This window comes from Mycoplasma sp. 1578d, assembly GCF_024582695.1.
Classification (GTDB): Bacteria; Bacillota_I; Bacilli_A; order Mycoplasmatales; family Metamycoplasmataceae; genus Mycoplasmopsis.
The window spans coordinates 333,544-352,674 of sequence record NZ_CP102081.1 but is presented as its reverse complement, the minus strand read 5'-3'; the positions used below and the strand labels follow the sequence as shown (position 1 = coordinate 352,674).

At 29.2% G+C, this 19,131-nt stretch carries 12 protein-coding genes; 3 read left to right on the top strand and 9 right to left on the bottom strand.

The genetic code is table 4. The annotated features are described in order from the left end of the window. Window positions 1-2 precede the first annotated feature (2 nt). From NPA11_RS01560 to NPA11_RS01535, 6 genes are all read right to left on the bottom strand, one after another. Window positions 3-254, bottom strand: coding sequence for a YneF family protein (locus tag NPA11_RS01560; protein ID WP_257043893.1), 252 nt, complete (start codon window positions 252-254; stop codon window positions 3-5). A 58-nt stretch (window positions 255-312) separates the two neighbouring features. Next, a complete protein-coding gene (locus NPA11_RS01555) occupies window positions 313-1,395 on the bottom strand; it encodes a M42 family metallopeptidase (protein ID WP_257043892.1) in 1,083 nt (360 codons plus the stop codon). Then, window positions 1,388-3,565 (bottom strand): UU173 family protein, encoded by a 2,178-nt coding sequence (locus NPA11_RS01550; protein WP_373457156.1) that lies wholly within the window; start codon window positions 3,563-3,565, stop codon window positions 1,388-1,390. The genes NPA11_RS01555 and NPA11_RS01550 overlap by 8 nt, the downstream gene beginning before the upstream one ends. A 163-nt stretch (window positions 3,566-3,728) precedes the next feature. Beyond that, the gene (locus NPA11_RS01545; RefSeq protein ID WP_257043945.1) at window positions 3,729-4,268 is read right to left on the bottom strand and encodes a nucleotidyl transferase AbiEii/AbiGii toxin family protein; all 540 of its coding nucleotides are present in this window, start codon (window positions 4,266-4,268) and stop codon (window positions 3,729-3,731) included. Window positions 4,269-4,482: 214 nt separating this feature from the next. Continuing rightward, window positions 4,483-4,677 (bottom strand): nucleotidyl transferase AbiEii/AbiGii toxin family protein, encoded by a 195-nt coding sequence (locus NPA11_RS01540; RefSeq protein ID WP_257043890.1) that lies wholly within the window; start codon window positions 4,675-4,677, stop codon window positions 4,483-4,485. A 333-nt stretch (window positions 4,678-5,010) separates the two neighbouring features. Then, a complete protein-coding gene (locus tag NPA11_RS01535; RefSeq protein ID WP_257043889.1) occupies window positions 5,011-5,391 on the bottom strand; it encodes a DUF6088 family protein in 381 nt (126 codons plus the stop codon). A gap of 287 nt (window positions 5,392-5,678) precedes the next feature. Here NPA11_RS01535 and dcm point away from each other — a divergent pair, with 287 nt between their 5' ends. From dcm to rbfA, 3 genes are all read left to right on the top strand, one after another. Then, a complete protein-coding gene (gene dcm, locus NPA11_RS01530; RefSeq protein ID WP_257043888.1) occupies window positions 5,679-6,620 on the top strand; it encodes a DNA (cytosine-5-)-methyltransferase in 942 nt (313 codons plus the stop codon). A 127-nt stretch (window positions 6,621-6,747) separates the two neighbouring features. Continuing rightward, window positions 6,748-7,377, top strand: a complete 630-nt coding sequence (locus tag NPA11_RS01525; protein ID WP_257043887.1) for a hypothetical protein — start codon at window positions 6,748-6,750, stop codon at window positions 7,375-7,377. 77 nt (window positions 7,378-7,454) lie between these two features. Continuing rightward, a complete protein-coding gene (rbfA, locus tag NPA11_RS01520; protein ID WP_257043886.1) occupies window positions 7,455-7,793 on the top strand; it encodes a 30S ribosome-binding factor RbfA in 339 nt (112 codons plus the stop codon). Window positions 7,794-7,850: 57 nt separating this feature from the next. Here rbfA and NPA11_RS01515 read toward each other — a convergent pair whose 3' ends face one another. From NPA11_RS01515 to NPA11_RS01505, 3 genes are all read right to left on the bottom strand, one after another. Continuing rightward, window positions 7,851-8,486 carry a hypothetical protein gene (locus tag NPA11_RS01515; protein WP_257043885.1) on the bottom strand — a complete coding sequence of 212 codons (636 nt, stop codon included), beginning with the start codon at window positions 8,484-8,486 and terminating at the stop codon, window positions 7,851-7,853. A gap of 95 nt (window positions 8,487-8,581) precedes the next feature. After that, the gene (locus NPA11_RS01510) at window positions 8,582-10,294 is read right to left on the bottom strand and encodes an MFS transporter (protein WP_257043884.1); all 1,713 of its coding nucleotides are present in this window, start codon (window positions 10,292-10,294) and stop codon (window positions 8,582-8,584) included. A gap of 233 nt (window positions 10,295-10,527) precedes the next feature. Further along, a complete protein-coding gene (locus NPA11_RS01505) occupies window positions 10,528-19,122 on the bottom strand; it encodes a hypothetical protein (RefSeq protein WP_257043883.1) in 8,595 nt (2,864 codons plus the stop codon). Window positions 19,123-19,131: the final 9 nt, after the last annotated feature.

Sequence of the window (19,131 nt, the reverse complement as noted above, 5' to 3'; positions counted from 1 at the left end):
AATTATTTATCTTTTTGATACTTAGCGTTTTGCATTGAACGCATGATTTGTCTAATTTGAGTTTCTGAAGCGGTGCGTCCCATTTGTTTGAACATAACACGAATCATTTTTTCTGATACGGGTGGATTTTCTTTAATTTGCTTTTCAAACATTTTACGTGCTAATAGAAAGGTAATTAGAGCAGTGATTAAAGCAACACCAATTACTATTCCAATTATCATTCCTACTAAACCACCGGTACTTAATTCAACCATATTTGTTCCTTTATAAATTTAATATTTATTGTTTTAATTTTAGCACATTAATACTAAACTACTTATATTCCATCTTGATGTATTCTTGTTGTGAAAAGTCTTGTAAAAATTTTACCAGTAAATTTCCAGCTGCCATTAAGTCTGAAATTGAGCATACTCCAATTGGACTGTGTAAGTATCTTTGTGGAAGTGAAATGGTTAATGTAGCGGCTCCCCCACGAGCATATTGAAGCTCATGAGCATCAGTTCCACCACCCATGGCAACAAATTTATAAGCTGGGATTGAGTATTTTTGTGCCGTATTATAAACAAATTGCACTAACTTTGGGTCCATTAAGGTCCCACCATCTTTGATTCTTAATGCTGCTCCGGCAAATAAACGTGTTGTTCCAGAAATTGTTCCGATTGTATCGTGTGAACTAGTAGTATCAAGTGCGATAGCTACTTGTGGATTAATTAAACTTACTGAAGTTTTGGCTCCACGAGTCCCTACTTCTTCTTGAACAGTTCCTACTAAATATAAATCCACATCCAAATCTAAATTGGCTACTTGTGATGCAACATAATCAAGTACAGTAACTCCGGCACGATTATCCATGGCTTTTCCACCGATCAAATCCTCATTTTTGAACAAAACGGTTTCACCTGAAATATATACTCGATCACCGACTTGGACATTGTTTTCAAGAGCTTCTTGACGATTTTTAAATCCAAAATCAGCGTATATTTCATTATTAGTGATGGCTTTAGACACTTTTTCTGGTTCAAGAATGTGAATTGATGTGTGCCCAAAGACACCTAAAAATTCTTCATTAAGTGAGTTGATTAATTTTGCTTTAGTCCCAATGACTACACTTGGTCATATTCCGCCTACTGGCGAGAGCAATAATTGCCCTTGTTTATCAATTTCACGGACTAAATATCCTATCTCATCCATATGAGCAGCAATCATGACTTTAGGTGCGTTAGGATTTTTGCTCTTTTTATGCATAATTAGTGAACCAAAATTATCACGTGTAAATTCAAAAACACTTGAATTCACATTTTGTTTGAGTGCATTAACCACTGGTTCTTCAAAGCGAGACATAGCTTCAAGTTCCATGTATTGGATTAATCTTTGTTTAAATTGCTCTTTATTCATTGTTGTTCCTTGATATTGTTAATTGCTTATTTATTATATTGTACTCAAAATCTTGATGAGCGATTTGATATTCGTATTGATCAATTATTGGAAATACACTTCGAATGGCTTGCATAATAAACTCATAAACCATAATCATAGCACGAACATCATTTTCACAATATTTTTCCAATTCACCTTTAATACAAGTTCATTGTGATTGACCAGTATATCCATGATAACGTAAAATGGCTTCATTCATAGCCATTGTTCCTTTTTGAATCACTAATTCAGTATAAGGGATAATTAATGTTTTAAGTTCTAGCTTATTATGAGTGATAAACTTTTCAACTTTTTTAATTGATCCTTGAAGCATAAGTTGATCTAAAAATATTAAAGTTTTATATTTTAATTGTGGATTTAACTCTTTTACTTGATTACTTGGAACAATAGTATTATTTTTGATTTTAAAAGTAAATAAGCTTTCATCATTACAAAAATGTGGATAAGCTCTATTTAGGTCACGATATTTAAAGCAATCATATAAATCAATTGTATTAAGATTAATGTGATCAATCATTGCTTTAAATGTGGTTAAATCTAAATTTTGCTCTGTGAATCAATTACTAAATTCTTCATTAGAAGAATTTTTTATAGCTTGTTCAACGAGATTATAAATTTCTTTATTACGAGTATTTTCGTAAGTTTTATTATAAACAATAAATAAATCAGCTCCATTAGCATAAATTAATAAAATTAATTGCACTAAATCTTGAAGAGTAATATTTTTGGTATCAACTACATGATTAACTTTGTTCGTTTCAGTCCCATTGATTGTCTCGATAATTGAAACTTGGGAAACAATTTGCTCATATGACTTTGAAGTTTTTAAGATGGGAAATAAATCAGAAAATCCCTCGTAGTCGTATCAAATAATCCGTTGATCCTTGATGTGAATTTTTTTAATCACATCTAAAATAGCAATATTAAAATAATTAATTAGCTCGCTAGCAACTTGTTCTGTTTGTTGGATGTGTTGATAATTTTGGTATTTCAGACCTAATGATTTAAAGAGTGTCTTACTTAAAGTTCATTGTGCAATTCCAAAAACATAAGTAATCAGTGCTAAAATTTCTTCGTTTTTAATAAATAAATTTGGCAGAAAAACTACATTTAAAACTACTGGAGGTATGATCAAGCTTCCTTGAATAAAATTTTCTAAGATTTGTTTATTTTCTTTGAGTGAAAAATCAATTTGAGTAAAATATGCAATATCACTATAATTAGATTGATTTGAATATTTTTCATCTGCTCGAGCAATCAGCTGATAATATCAATCAATATTTTCAAATTCAATTGCTTTAAAATTTTTACCTGTGCTAAAAATAACTTTAAAATCAGGTTTAGTTTTATTATTATGATAATTATTTAAATCATCTGGTAAATGCTCTAATTCTTGGACTTTAAAAGTTGTAATAGGTAATTCTTTTTTGATTGCAACTCCATAAAAAGAATAAAATCTTTTATTTCAATAAGGACTATCTAAAAATAAAGTCCCATCACCAGTTCGAGCTAAAATTTGCTTATAAAAGTTTTCTTTACAGCTCAACTTAATATTGCTAGGTGGCAAACTTTTGCTTAAATGAGCTGAAAAACTCTCGCTAAAATTAATTTCTTTTGCTTGGGTTTGACGAAGTTGATTGATGACTGGATCAATAATAATCAAGCTAGCATCTAAAATTTCATGCTCTTTTTTAGCCGTGTTAATTAAATAAAAGAATTTATAAAAATTCTCTAAAGGTGATTTAGATGAATAACCTAAGAGCACCATTTTTTTGCTAGTTTTATCAAAAATAAAACAATCAGCAACATACTGATAAGTTTGCTGATTTGTTTGAAAAATGTGAGAAAAATGTGCATCAATAATTATTTGAACATTGTGATCGTTGAGCAATTGATTAGTTAAAGTAATTTTTTGCTCTACTTTTAAATTACTTGGTATATATCCAATTTGATCCATTTGGATTTGATATTTATGTGCATAAAATTCAATTGCTTTAGTTTTAAGTTTTCTAAAATTTTGCACCGAAATGAGATCGATATTATTAATACTTTCATTGGATTGATCTTGATCAAGCGATTCCATATATCCAAAATCAAAATCAGGAGCTTCATCATTTTCAGTAAATAAGTCTGATTCTTCTTGGGTAATTATTCGCTTTTTATTTCACTGTTGTTCAAAAGCTTGATTTAAAAATTGAACAAAATCATCTCCAACTCAAATTAACGCTGGATTATTTCAAAAACTCTTTTAAATAAATTTCACTTGATGATTTTGTTCATGTTAGTTCCTTTTAGTTTTGGTTTGTAAGTTTACTTCAATCTTTGTGAGATTTAATTCTATTATTTAATTGGATTTCATAAACTTTAAGCTCATCAATAATTTGTTCAAAAGTCGGAATTTCTCCAAATAACATACTTTTCATTTTTCTGTAATCATTTTCAAAAATTTTTATTGCTTCTTCATTAGGAACTAATCTTGCTTCTCCTAAAAAAATATCATCGTATTTTGCTTTTTTGATAGGAAAAAATCTTTTCTTATTCTCAATCACTGAACGGAATTTATCTAGTTCATTAAAACTTCTTTGTCTTAATTCTGTTTGGATTAGCTTGTAAATATAATAAAAATGCCTTGAATACCTGCTTGGATATTCTTCATCTGTTCGATGGACTTCTCTATGCAAAATTGTTATCTTTTCAAATAAAGTTATAAGTGGATCGGTAACTAATAGAGATATTTCTCCTTTAAATAAATTTGGATAATATTCAGATATATAAGATTTAACGCCTTTTTTGAGTGATGAAACATTTTCTGATAAAGCGCCTATCTCTAATTTAATATATGGTGAAAAATATTTATTTTTTTGCTATTAAATAGTTTTGGGTATTCAAAATAAACACAGTGAAATTTTCTATGACACTCCCTTTCGCTATCCGCATAGCGAAAATCATATTTTCCTTTTGGTAGAATTTTTTTAAAATCTTCTTTAAATAAATTAATGATATTATTTTCAAAAAAATCTCTAAGTTTTTTGTTTATTTCTTTTCCTATTTTTCATACTGATTTTTACTTTTTGCTTTATCTAACTCTTTTTTATCAAATCCTATAATTTCTCAATTTAATGATAAGTCTATGTCTTCAGAAAATCGTTCAATAACATTAAATGCTTTGGAAAGACTTGTTCCACCTTTAAACACAATAGCATCTTTGTGTTTAAATTTTTTAAAAAGATAATTAAGCAAGTAGCAAATCCAAAAGTCTTTTTCGATTATATAAGGTGCAAGATGAAATTTTTTAGCAGTTTCCTTAATTAATAATCTTCTTTCTTTAAAAGAGGAGGTTAAAAATTACTGATTTGCACTAATTTCCTTAATTTGTAACAAAATATTTCTTAATCGAATTGGAAGAGTTTTCGCTGCTTGTTCTAAATCCTCTTTAATATTTTTAGAAAAAAAGCTCATATTTTTATGTTTCTTTTCGTGATATATTGCTTCATCGACATTCTTATTGCTTCAATTAAAATTGATAATTCAGCTGAGTGTGATTTTATATATTTATTTGCAGTATGTTTAAATTTAATTTTTTTGATTACGATAGTTATAAACTATTGATTTACCATCTGATATGTATACATATTCGCTTGGAACTTGGGTTGATAGACCGGTATAATTTAATGTAATTTGACCTCCGAGAGCAATAGTTCAATCAAATTTTTCAGCAATTTTGTTTGCAACCTCTTTTACTGTAGGATAAAAATGTTTATTTAATTCCTCTATATATACAGGCTTAGCATATAGTCCATCCATAACTCTAACAATAACTCCCTTTTCTTTTAGTCTTTTTAAAATAGATTTGATAGTGTTTTTAGGTGCCATTTTATAAAAATCGTTAATTGAGTAGATTTTCCCAGGATTCTTAATCATCATGTTTTCGATTGTACTAGTGGCTGTTTGCATTCTTTCTCCTTGCACCCAAAAGTATACATTTTATAGTTGCAAAAAATTATTATTTCTATTTACAAAAACAACATATACTAATATCATAATAAAAAATATTCAATTTTATTAAAAAATGGATTTTTGACGAAAAAGTCCATTTTTTGGTCTTGTTGAGTTGTTGAAAAATGACTTTTTTACTTGAATATTAAGTTTTTTATATAATAAAGATAAAAGATAAATAAGTTGATAAAGAATTAAAAAAATAATTGTAAATAACTGTTTAATTTGAAAAGAAAGGTTAGTATATGTTAAAGTTTTTTGACTTTTGTGCAGGAATTGGAGGTGGAAGGAATGGGTTAATCTGTGTTGGACATAGCGAAATTGATCCAATAACTGCACATACATATCAACTTTTCTTTAATGATAACCGAAATTATGGCGATGTAACTAAATTACAAATAGATAAACTCCCAGATTTTGATTTTATGATTGCCGGATTTCCGTGTCAAAGCTTTTCAATTGCTGGAAAAAGGGCTGGATTAAATGATGAACGTGGTTTAATTATCTATTCGCTAATTAAAATCTTAAAACAAAAAAATATTAAATATTTTATCTTAGAAAACGTCAAAGGATTACAAAATCATGATAAGGGTAAAACCTTTAAAATTATTAAATACGAGCTTGAAAAAATTGGTTACAATGTTTATGCAAAAGTTTTAAATAGTCTTGGTTTTGTTGTGCCTCAAATGAGAGAAAGAATTTATTTAGTTGGTTTTAAAAAAGAATATGACTACGGTAAATTTACCTTCCCAACTAGAAAAAGATCAAGTAAATGTTTTGATTATTTTTTAGATCAAGAGAATCATTCAGAATTAAATATTAACAATCCAACTTTTCAAAAATATTTAGCAAATAAGTATAATCAAAACGAATTCACCAATGAACAAATTTTAAGCTGGGAAAATTGCGTTGTTGATTGAAGACAATCAGATTTAAGACGTTATGATAACGTTTTCCCAACATTGAGAAATGGTAGGCATGGTTTGTTTTACATTAAAAATAGCAAACTAATAAAAGTTAATGGATATGAAGCGCTTTTACTACAAGGATTTACGAAGAAAATCGCACAAAAAGTCAAAAAATATCAATTAAATAATAATAGAGTATTATCACAAGCGGGTAATGCAATGACAGTGAATGTTATTGAAAGTATTGCCAAAGCAATGCTAAAGAATATCAAAGAATAGGTAAAAATGAAAAAAAATAAATCTAGGCTCTAAAACCGCAAAAGATGGTTTTCAAAACGAAAGGAATATTGTAAATAAATTTAATAATTGACAAAATGACACTCAAGCTAAAGAATGATTAACAATAATGAAATATCCATTAGAAAAAATACAAGATCTCAAAGCTCTTGTTATCGTTAATGGGTATAAAGTGGATATTAACTTAAGAATTCAAATGAATTTTAAAGAAGAATGAAATTACGAAAATATCCAAATTAAATTAGTAAGCAATAAAAAAGGCTTTAATCAAGTTGATAAAAGATGATTAAAAAGCTATCACAAATTGTGTAACATTCCTTCAAATGTTTATAAAATATTGCAACACTTTACTGGTGAGTTACCTCCTTACAATCAAGATACTAAAGATAAACGAAGAATGTTTATGGATGAATTTTCTCAAAGTGAAAGAAATACATTATTAGATTGATTGGACAATAATAAATTGACCATCATTTCAGATATTTTGAAAGGAAGAGGAGAATTCTCAGCAGAATGAGTTTTAGTTGTACAAAAAATAAATCAAAATTCAAAATGAACTCTAAAAAATATAAACCAAGTAATAAATTATTATCTTTCTGATGGGAAAGTTAAAATAAGTCCTAGAGGTTCTATAAAAATAGGGAGGGTCACAATGCAAAGAAAAGGTGGAGATAATGGTAGGTCTACCGCAAATATGCTTCAATTTAAAATTGATCCAACAGAACTTTTAAATATTTAAAATCTTTCTCGTCTTATTTATGATTTTTAAAATAAGAATCATAATGCTTCTTATTTTAAAAAAAGTATAATTAAACTATGAATAACGTGAATTTATCTCGCAAAGAATCCCAAATTATGCAATTAGTAGCTGATATTTTATCTCGAGACATTAATAATGTCAATGTGATTGATCCAGTGGTAGTCGATGCAAAGCTTTCTGCTGATTTATCGCACTTAAAAGTATTTGTTTCACTAGCTAAAAACACTAAAAAAGGAATTCAAGCACTCAATAATGCTTCTGGTTTTGTTCGTTCCGTGTTGGCTAAAAGTTTATCATGACGTAAAGTTCCTGTAATTACCTTTGAACTTGATCAAGTAACCAATCACGGAATGAAAATTGATGCTATTTTAAATCAACTCAAGCAAGAAAAGTAGTTTGTTTATGGTATATAAAAACTGAATTAGATAACTAATTCAGTTTTTATTTGTTGTTTAGTTTTCATTACTTGATAAATACTTAGTTCAATTCTTTACGTATTTAATTCCAAAAATTTCACATTGCTCTTTTACAATTTGATCTCATCTTTGAATTGTTTTAGTTTGAAACAACATTCCATCATTTGGGCTAGTGAATCCTGCCATTACAATTATGTAATGCAATAAACAATGTTCTTCAAAAGAAACAATTAATGATAAACCTTGATGATATCATTGTTCATTTTGAATGATTGTTGCTCCACTAACGACAAACTCATCGATATGATGACGCTGATATTTTCAAACGCCTAATTCATCAATCTTTTCGTTTTGAACATAATCTTTAATATGCAATTCACTATAATTTTCAAAATTAGTTAAACCATATTTGCTTTTAAGTTTATTTAATAATTCTACATAAGTAGATATTCAAGGATTTACTAAATTAAGAGTCCGACCTAATTCAAAAAAATAAGCTCACTTTTTATTTAATTTTTGAATTTCTTGTTCTTGGGCTTGAATGTGATCGTTTAATTCTCTAATTGCTGTCTCTTTGCTTGATAATAAAGATTCATGTTCTTTGATAATTCTTTCTCGATCGGCTAATCATTCTTCAAGTTGTAAAATTCTTCTTCTTTTTCTACCTCACATACTTAAATTATAAAACCAATTAACTAATAAGTGATAAATTATCAAATAAAAACAGGATTGCTCCTGTTTTTGTGATTTTATATTTTTAGTTTACTTTATTTTAAAATTTCAGCATGACGATTTTTGGCTTTATTAGCAACAATAAATCTTCAATCATTTCATCTTCAAGTTTTGGTTAATTCCACTAATTGACCATCTTTATTATAGTAACTTTCCGGTAATTTTTTAATAATAAAGACCACGCTAGAACACACTAGAATAAATAAGGTTAATCCAATAGTAGCTCCAATATAATGTCTGTGTGGATCAGTGAGTGGAAGGGCTGAATTTTTACCTAGATCGTAAATAACAGTGTTGCTTGCATCAAAAATAGTGTAAATTAAATATCCAAATCCTCAAATAAATCCAAAGATTAAAGCAATATAACGTTTGTCAATTTCTTTGGATTCATGTGGAAGCACAAGGGTAATTCCTGAAGCTCCTCAAGCAAATCCACCACCAATAAAGGTAAATAAAGCAATTAAGGTCATTCCGGTAACACTTGATGTTCCTAAGGTTGCTGCAGTAATAACTACTAAAATAAGGAAAAATACACTTGCTGAATAAGTTAAAGTTAAAAATGCTTTTCGTTTGTATATAGTTTTAGCAAAAGCGGCAATACAGCTAAATCCAAATAACAATCCTAAAACTCAGACTAAACCTAAAAAGGCACTATTAAAGGTAAGTCCCCCACTTGTTATCTCTTTTTCAAATCCAATTGGACTAATTTGTTTTAATGCATTTCAGTATGTTCCTGTTAAAGGAATAACAACAAGAATTAATCAAATTCCAAACATTGAGATATATTTTCAAGTTGTTTTTTTAGATAATAATCCCTTAATATCAAGTTTTTCATCATCCGGTTTTTTAGCTTGTGGTCAAAGGTGTGCAATTGGTCTTGATAAAAAGAAGAACACTACTAGGTTGCTAAAGATTAAAATTAAAGTTCCCAAGACAAATGCTAATCAATATGTTTGTGCAAAAGTAGTAAACGAAACAGCAAGGAACGGAAGGAAAGTAACAATAACTCCACCGTTAAATCCTCATTGATTCGAGTTATTTAATAGCGATTTAGTTCGATCAGATTTCATAGTTGCAATAATTGGTTGCGAATATGCAATCAAGGTGGTTCCGCCCACGGCAACAAAGGTTCTAAAAATAATAAATAATGCATATCCTGCAATTGAAGTAGATGTTCCGATTACTTTTCCATCAAGTCCAATTACAGCTTTAGCTTGAGTCCCATCTGCGAGCAATAAATATCCATTATTTAAATCAGCAACTGGTCCAAGTAAAGTTCCGGCTGTAGGATTTTTAGCAGCAATATCTCCAGTTAATGTCACACTAGCTTTTGCTACTTCGGTAGGATTATAAGCGCGAACTAATGTTAATTGGTTTGAACCACCAAGTGGTGTCCCGATAAATAAAATTGGAAATGAAAGTAACATGACAGCAATCATAAAGATAACTGCTTTACGATGTCCCCATTTTACTACCAAGATTCCTGAAAGGATTGAACCCACTACCCGTAATAAAGTTATAGTTCAATTAGTAGCTCCAGCAGCGATTTGCCCAGCTGATGCAACAAAGAAGCTCGAGCTTCATCCAGGATTTAGAGTAGCTGATCCAATTGCGGTCGGTTTCCCACTTACCTTAGCAATAATAAATCAGTCTACTACGAATAAAAGATATCCAAGCATAACAATCATCCAAAGAATGATTGACTGTTTTGAATAATCTTTTGTTTTGGTTTGTTCTAAGTTATTCAATTTATATAACCTCTTTTTAATTTATTAAATTAATTAACCAAATTACTTAGCTAATTAATATAATAAAATTATACTTAAGTTTTATACTTTTCTCTGTTTTTAACACTTAAAATAGAAAATATTTCCACATTGAGAAAGATTATTTTTGCTTTGTCTTTTTACTTGTTATCAGTTTATTAAGTTTAAGAAAACAAAAAATAAGAACTTTTTAGTTCTTATTTTGAATTACTTAATTAACGAATTTTAAATCAGAATCTGTTAATTAAGGCTGAGTATAGTGATTGGCGTGCTGAAGCTTTAATCAATTTGTTAAGATTATTAGTTTCTGCAAAATCTGCTCGTGCCAATTCTCTTAAAGTAGCACTAGCAGGATTGTTTAATGTAGTTCTAAAGACAGTACTTTGGCCACCAGCAATTGGATAAATTGGGTTTCCGCCAAAGTTTCCTGTTCTTGATGTTGGAAGTCAGTGAGTTGAATCACTATTATCAAAAACCTTGCCATTAAATGATGCAAAAATTGAAAAGGCCTTTGATAATTCTTCTGGTGTAGGGCGATAATTTGCTGGATTTGGAGTAAGTTTGCCTGCTAGATCAGTTAAAAATGTTCTATCAGATTGTTTTAATTCATTACTGTTTTTGTATTTATTGAGTCCATCTAAAAATTCTTGTTTATTAATAACAAAAAGTATGTTTTCAGTTCATGAATTATAAAAATACACTTTTCTTTTTACTGGATCATAATCAATATTAAATGCATATAAGTTTAAATTTAATCCGGTTGGCAATTTGTCCGGTGCAGTCTCTCATCAACTATTGGGATTATTATAAATATTAGCAAAACCAGTTCCTTGATCACGTAAAAGAGCATCATATCACTCGGGTTTATATTTTAAGCTAGTACTATCTTTACCACGTCCAGGTAATCCGGTAATAAATCCACCATCTAATTGGATAAAAGCAAAACCATTTTCATTATCAATCGGGATAATTTCTAATGTTTCATAATCTTTTGTTGATGTTAATGATAAGTTATAAGTGATCGGAAGTGATAATTCGTTTTCAAAATCAAACCCATATTTAGCATTGGCACGATTACGATTATTCTTATCTAGATAAGCAGTAAGCCGTGCTCGGTTATTTTCTACAGTGTATCTAATGTTTTGCAAGTTCACATCATTAGTGGTTTTTAAGCTATTAAGGTAAGCCCCATTAGGAGTAATTGTTCCAGTATTTGATGTTGAATTAGTGCTGTTTAGGTTAAAAATAGCAGCCTTCATTTTGTTATAAACTTTAGAAATAACTTGATTTTTAACAGTTGTGGCATTATTTGCACTTGCATTTGCAACTTGCGGAATATTTCAACCCGCTTCATCAACATCAATCACTTCAACTTTTGCTGCTATTCCGACATTATTTCCGTTAATAAAAATACCTGAAGTTTCATTTGGAACTTCAATTTTATCAAGAGTTTTAAAAGTGATAACAACTTCTTTTTCTACTTGAGCAACACCAATATCAGTGTTATTTGATTCATATGAATAAACGACTTTGGCCTTAAGAGATTGGCGATCAACCTCATCTTGGGTTTGAGCAATTTCTTCAAATCAGCCATTAGGACTATATTTTTTAATATATACCTTGAGTTTTAATGGTGAAAAGATCGATTTAACATCAGTTGGATCTTTAACATCTTTATCGGTAAAAGCGAATTGATCAAACATTGCTAAGAAGGCTTCATTATTTTCGATCTCCACTTTTTCAGTGGTATTAGCATTTGCTGTTGTTTGAACGATTTGGTCAAATTTTTGGATGAATTTTTTCCGTGTATATTCAGAATTAGTGGTAATAACTTTATATTTTTTATCAAAAGTTGCTAGTGCTTGTAAATTAGGTTCGCTTGGATTTAATGGGTTAGTTTTAGATGGGTTAGTGTCGAGTCCGGTTAAAAGCATTTCTTTGTGATTTGGTTCTTTTAATCAATCTTTATATTCGGTTAATTTGCCAATTAATTCAAATAATTGTTGTGGTAGATTGCTATTTGGATTAAGAGCGGTGAAATCAAACGGATTAGCAACGGTATTTTCATTGTGCACATTATCAATTAAAGTTTGGATACTATTTTTAAAAGTATCAAAGGTAGTTTTAATTTGATCGGTATTATTTGATTGTTGTGCATATGTGATGTTTTGATATATATCAGCAAAAACATCAATAAGTGGATTAAAAGTAAGAGCCTTTGTTAAAGTATTTTTAATTGCTTCTTCAAAACTTAAAAAGCTTTTGTTAAGTTTGTCAACTAAGGTAGCAAAATTAGCTAATGTTCCTGAATCCTTTTTATTTGTGATTAGATTATATACAGCAAGAACACTTTCATATTCATTTTTGAAAGTATCATATTTATTTTCTAATTCTTCTGCTTGATTATAAGCATATAGATTTTGATTTCCACTTACCATTTGAGTTTTGAGTGAATCTAATTTATTGAATAAAGCTACATAAAATCCGGCTGGATTAGCTCCTTGAGCGGCTCCAAATTTTTCAGCAAATTTAGCTTTAACAGCATTAGTAAAATTATCAAGTACTGTTTGATAATTTCCGGTAATAATTCCTACTAGAGAATTAATTTTACTTGAATAATTATTGGTAGTATCAAAATCATTCATTAAAGCTTGATTAATTGTGCTTTCAAGCGTTTTTAAAGTATTATAAGTAGCATCATTTAATTCAGAACCTGCACGGACAATTGCTTTACTTTGAGCAAAATCATTAATATAATCTAATACTTTGGTTTTAATATTTTCCACTAAATTTCGAGTTTTAGTATATAAATCAAAAATTTGTAATTCAGAAACTGATTTAGCATTAGCTAGATACACGTTGACTTCTGAGTACGAAAGATTTGCCCGATTATTTTGAGCATTGGTAAGATCAGTAATCCCTTTTTGTTCAAACCCATCAACATAGCTTCCTTGTGAGCTATTTGAATTAATGGTTGCATTTGTTTGATCAAAGAAGGTTTTAATTTGATTATCAGCAGTAAGCTGCTCTTGTATTTGATCTTTCTTAGCCTCAATTAAAAGATTGATATTTTGTTTAATGGTGCTAAGCAATTGTACTTTTTTCGCTTCATCATTGTTTTGAGCTTCTAGGGTATTTGTAACACCATTTGCTCCATTAATTAAAGTAGTAATTTGATTAAATTTAGTTTGGACATTAGCATTATCAAGATTATTATCTTGTAAACCAACAAAACTTAAAGCACGATTGTATTCTTTTTTCAAATTAATAGCATTGTCAAGTGCATATTTAATCAACGAGTTTTTCTCACTGGCCATAGCTCCAGCCGGAAGATCAGTCTCTTTTCTAAAGTAAGTATTAAATAAATTTTGAGCATTGGCATTAGGCATAGCAAATGCAGCACTAAATGCATTTAATTTACTTTGAATTACTGCTTTTTCATTTTGGGTTAAAATATTATCATTTTGTAGATCATTTTTAACTTGTTCATATGAACTTAGGACAGATAATTTATAATTCTGTTCTTGAATTTGGGCAGTCAGGTTTGCAATTGAATCATTGCCAGTAAGCTTCATTTTGTCAGTGTTATTAAAATATTCTTTAGCTTTAGTAATTAATGTTTGAGCTTGAGTTTTGTTTTGAGTGACTAAATTATCAGTGCTAATAACCTTATTGGCAACATCATTTAATTCATGCACTTTTTGAGCAAGCATTTTTAACTCATCAAGCTTGTTTAAAATAATATCAACTTTAGAGCTTAATTGGTTTAAATCACCAGATTCATCTGGTGAGGTGGTGAATGTTTGTGCAGTATTATTTTGTGCATCTAAACTATCTAAATACGGAAATAAAGCATTTCTTAGATCATTATACATCACTTCATTAAGTGGAGTTTTTTTAAGATTACTAATTCGAGTATGTAAAGCATCACGATAAGCGTTCCGAATTTGAATAGTTTTAGTTTTAGTACGTATTTCGGTAAGAATTTTATCGGCTAATTCAGTGTATTGTTGAGCAGTTTGAACATTATTACCACTTAAATTGAAAAGATCATTTACTAAATATGTGTTTCCAGTATCTTTTCCAAGTACTGAATTATTGTAAACACTTGCCCGTGGAATACTATCTCACACTAGTGCTAGCACGTCATTTAAATCAACATTTGAAGTAAGTTTATTATTAGTTGCAAGCGTATTAGCGTATGTCAATGATTCTTGATCGGCATTAATTAAATTCTTAAATGATGTGGCTTTGGAACTTAGTGTATTAATTTTATCAACACCTGCTTGATTATAATCATCATTAGTTGCGGCTGTTTCAAAACTTTCCAAATAATCATTAATTTCTTTTAATTTATTTATACCGGGTTGTCCGTTCAAGCTTTGTAAATTAAAACTATTATTGTTATTATTAACAATGGTTTTAATTTCATTGAGCTTATTTGCTAATTCTACTGATGCATTGAATTTTTGGATAGTAAAGGTAATTTGATTACTTAATTGATTATATAAAGAAATATTATTTTGACCTTGAGCTGAGTTTTCTTTGAAATAGCTATTTTTAGCTTGAGCATTTAATGTAGCTAGTTTTAATGAATAAGTATTAACTAGATTTGAATTCTGAGCATTAACATGAGTGGTAATTACGTTTTGAGCACTAGCAACATTTTTGGCTAATGTTGCAATAGCATGTACTTCATCATGAATGACATCAATTTTATTAGAAAGCTGGGTTAATTCATCACGTGAGGTGCTAGTGTTAGCAGTGGTTTTAGCATTGGTTACATAACTATTAAGTTTAGTGATAACATCATTATCATATGAAGCTCCAAGTTCATCATTAAGCAATGGAACAATTCCTTTAGCTACTCCAGTGCTTTCTAATTTATCAATAATACGTTCACGTATTGCTTGAATATCGGCTTCTCGATTGAAAGTTGCGTCTAAGTCTTTGTATTTTTTATCAATTTCGTTAAAATTGTCCGAAACGGCTACTAACGAGCTTTCAGTATCATTTTTAATAGTTTCAATTGAAGTAGTTGATGAAGCAACTCGACTTGGATTAGCATTAACATAATCAGCAATTCGTTTTTGTAAGTCAAATAATTGAGCAAAGCGTTTAATTTTTTTGTGAATTTGTTCCAGATCACTTAAGGTTAGATCACTTGAACCTAATGTTGCTTTAACTGAACTATCAAAGCTAGTACGTGAAGCTTTGATTTTATTATGTAAATCTGTGGTTCCAAAATTAGTTGCATTAGCACTTGTTTCAATTTCTTTCAATGCATTTAGAGCTAAATCTTTTTGGTAAGCAATTTCTAATTTATTGGCATGAGCTTTAATATCATTGGTGTCAACATTTGGTTTTTGGGCGAGTTCTTTATCGTTTGTGTATGTGGCTTTGGCGCCATTATAATAAGTATCAAAACTATATGTAGCATGATTGCTTTTAAGTTTAGTTATATCAGCATCAATTTCTGATTGTTTAGCATTAACACTATTAACTGCTTGATTAAACTCGTTCAAAAGATCAGCTTTCTTAGTTTCATATAATTTGATTTTGCTTTCAAACTTGATTTTTTTAGCCTCAATTTGTTGTACAGTAAGATCATTATCAAAAATAAGAGCATCAATTTGTTGATACATTGTATTCATATCTGGTTTGAGTGAATGATAAATTTTTCAATCTTTGTTTTTCTCAAACACTGCTCTTAATTTTTGTGCTACTTCTAAAAATTCTTTTTTAGCTCGAATAATTCCTGCCGCTTTGCTTAAAGCATTAACTTTAGCCAATATTTGATCATTGGTATCTCCAACTGAAAGATCATTAGTACTTAATACAGTTGCAATATAATCAGATAATGATTTAGCTGAATTATCTCCGATATATTGATTGTATGAACCTAATAATTCTGAAGAAAGATCAGCTAAATCTTTCAAATGTTCCATTTTTTCACCAGCAGCTTTGGCACGTTCTAAGTTAAGTTGTGATTTTTGGATATTTGCATAATTATTAACGCTCTCAAGTGAGTTTTTGTATGTATTATTAGCTCCATTAGTTTGAACTTTGGCTGTTCCTTGAATGTGTTGATTGATTTTTTCAATTTTTTCTTGCTCATAAGCAAGTAAAATTTCATCACCCCGTTTATTTAACTCAATATTAGCATTTTCAAATGCTTCAGGGTTTGGAAGAACATCATTGTTATTTAAACGAGCAATTAATTGATCAGCCTTTTGGATTTCATCACGACCAGCTACAATAGCAGTATTAGTTTTGGTGCCTGTATATTGGGCTGAACTTTTTTCAGCAATAATTCTCAATAAACGTTCTTTATTAATTTCGGCTTGATATAAATGTGGGGTTATAGCAATTAATTGATTAGCTCGAGTAATGGCATTGCTGGTTTTTTGTTCATCAGAAACATCTTTAGCGTTTTCAAGTAATTCATTATATCTTTTAAGTAAAGCTGAAGCACCTGGACTGGAAAGATTGTTTTGATAATTACTATCAATTGCATTTTTAAATTCACTAATTTTTTGTTCAAGTAAGATCTTAGTGTCAGCTTCATTAAGATCTTTTAATGCGTTAGAAAGAGCTTTGTGTGCCTCTTGAACTTGATCAGATGTAGCGTTTGGATTTTCAAATAATGCATCTAATTGTGTACGAGCCTTTTCAACAGCGTCAATAAATGGTTGAAATAAATTAGCATTGGCACTGGTTTTTTTCTCTTTAATAGTTTGATCAGCTTGCTTATCAAGTAAAGATAAAGCCCGAAAATCACTAGCTGTATCAGTTAGATTTTGCAGTTTTTTAGCAATCTCATCAATTTGAAACTCTAAAGCAGGGTCTCCATTACCATTGTTAATTTGTGCACGAAGCTCATCAAGTTGTTTTTTATAGCTATTGTATAAATTAATCCGTTTTTGCTCGCGTTGACTAAAAACATAGTTTGGATCATTGTTTGAAAAAGCTTCTTTTAAATAATCATCAGTAAATTTAGAATAATCTTCGGCACTAGTTTGTCTATTGGCATTAATTAAATTTTGCAACTTAATGTTATAGATTTTAATTTGTTCAATTAATTCAGCTGAAGGGATTGGATTAAAATCCATCACCATTTTTTGGGAAGTCTTGTTAAGTTTATTAGCCTCATCCACAACAATAGCATTAAGAGGGTTATTTAAATTTTTAACAATTCGAATTTGCTCTTCAAGCAAAGTGATTAATTGTTTTAAATTGCTTTTTAAAATATTTCTTAATGATTCATTGAGTTTATTTTTAACTGCACTTAAATAAGGAACAGTTACTGAAGTTGAATAAGTTTTGACCACTTGATTTTTAAGTTCATTAAGTTGGTTTTTAATATCTTCATTAGTAAATTTAAAGGTTTTAACTTGTTCAATTTGTGATTGAATGAGTTTTAATTCATTGTTTAAATAAGTTAAATTTTCAAGTTCTTGAGTTTGAGTATTGTAAAAGGCAAATAACTCATTTGAAAGTTGTTTTATTGGTAATTTTTGATCAACAATAATCTGAATTTGCGATTTAATTAAAGTTGCTTTTGTTTTGTTAATGATGTTGTTTTGTAAAGTTAAGGCGGCTTTTTGATTTAATTCACTAATTAATTGATTGGTAAATTTAAGTGCATAAAATTGACTGAAAAGATCACTTTTAGCTGAAATGAGCTCTTTTTTATCGCTAATAGTGGCTACTTGAGAGATTAATTGATTAATTGCATCTTTATTAAATTTAAGAATTGGGTTGAATTTATCAACATATGAGCTTAATTCACGAATAACTTTTTGAATTTCAGCTGTAGTTTTTTGGGTATCTGAAATTTGTTGATAAAAAGTAATTACATTAGTGTGAATCTGATTAATATCAGCTTTAGTAAGTACTAAGTCCAAATTACTTTTAGTTGATTCAAGAAAATTTTTAACATTATCTTTTTCTGTTTGAGTATAAGCAGTATTGTTCACATAAGGTTCAATTTGTTTTAAATACTCATTAATCTCATTGATTTCAGTTTGTGATCCATCAAGAACTTGTTTAAGTTTAGCGACTTCGTTTTTAGTATCTTGTGATGCAATTTGGATTTCATTCAAACGAACATTAGCACTGATAATCCGTGAATATAGTGGGGTTAATGAAGTTGTCACATTTTTTTTAAGTCCTTGAAAAGGAAGATTATCAATTTTGTTAGCTGTTGCTTCTAAAAGTTGAATGTATGGCATTAAATCTTGATTTTGGGCAACAACTAAATTACTAATTTCTTCTGAAAGATTTTTTAAATATTCTTGTTTTTGTTCATTATTAGCTGTATATAAAACATCAAAGAATTTAATTCTTTGATCTTTTTTATGTTGGGTAAGTTGTTCTTTTAGATCAAGCTCACGAATTCGAGCTTCTTGATTAGAAACAATTTTAGTTCAAAAAGTAGATGGCTCTTGGTCTTTAAGTTGGATTTTATTGATGTGATCAATGTAAAAATTAAATGCTATTTCTTGAGCTTTATCAAGTTGGGTTAATTTGTCAACTAATCCTTTATCTTTTGATTTTCATTGTGTTTTAGCTTGTTCGTAAGCTTTTGCAACTTGATCTTTTTCACTTTCTGGAGCTTGAATAAACGGAGAATAAAGTTTAAATAAATTTTCACCTTCTAAAAAATTCCCGTATACTGTGGCAGCATTAATTTGTTCATTTGAGTGAATCATGAATAATGTCACACCCAAACCAACAGCACTAGGTACTGTGATTAGTGTTGAAAAAAGGATTGCTTTTTTCACTTTGTTATTTGCTTTCTTTCTCATGATTTCCTC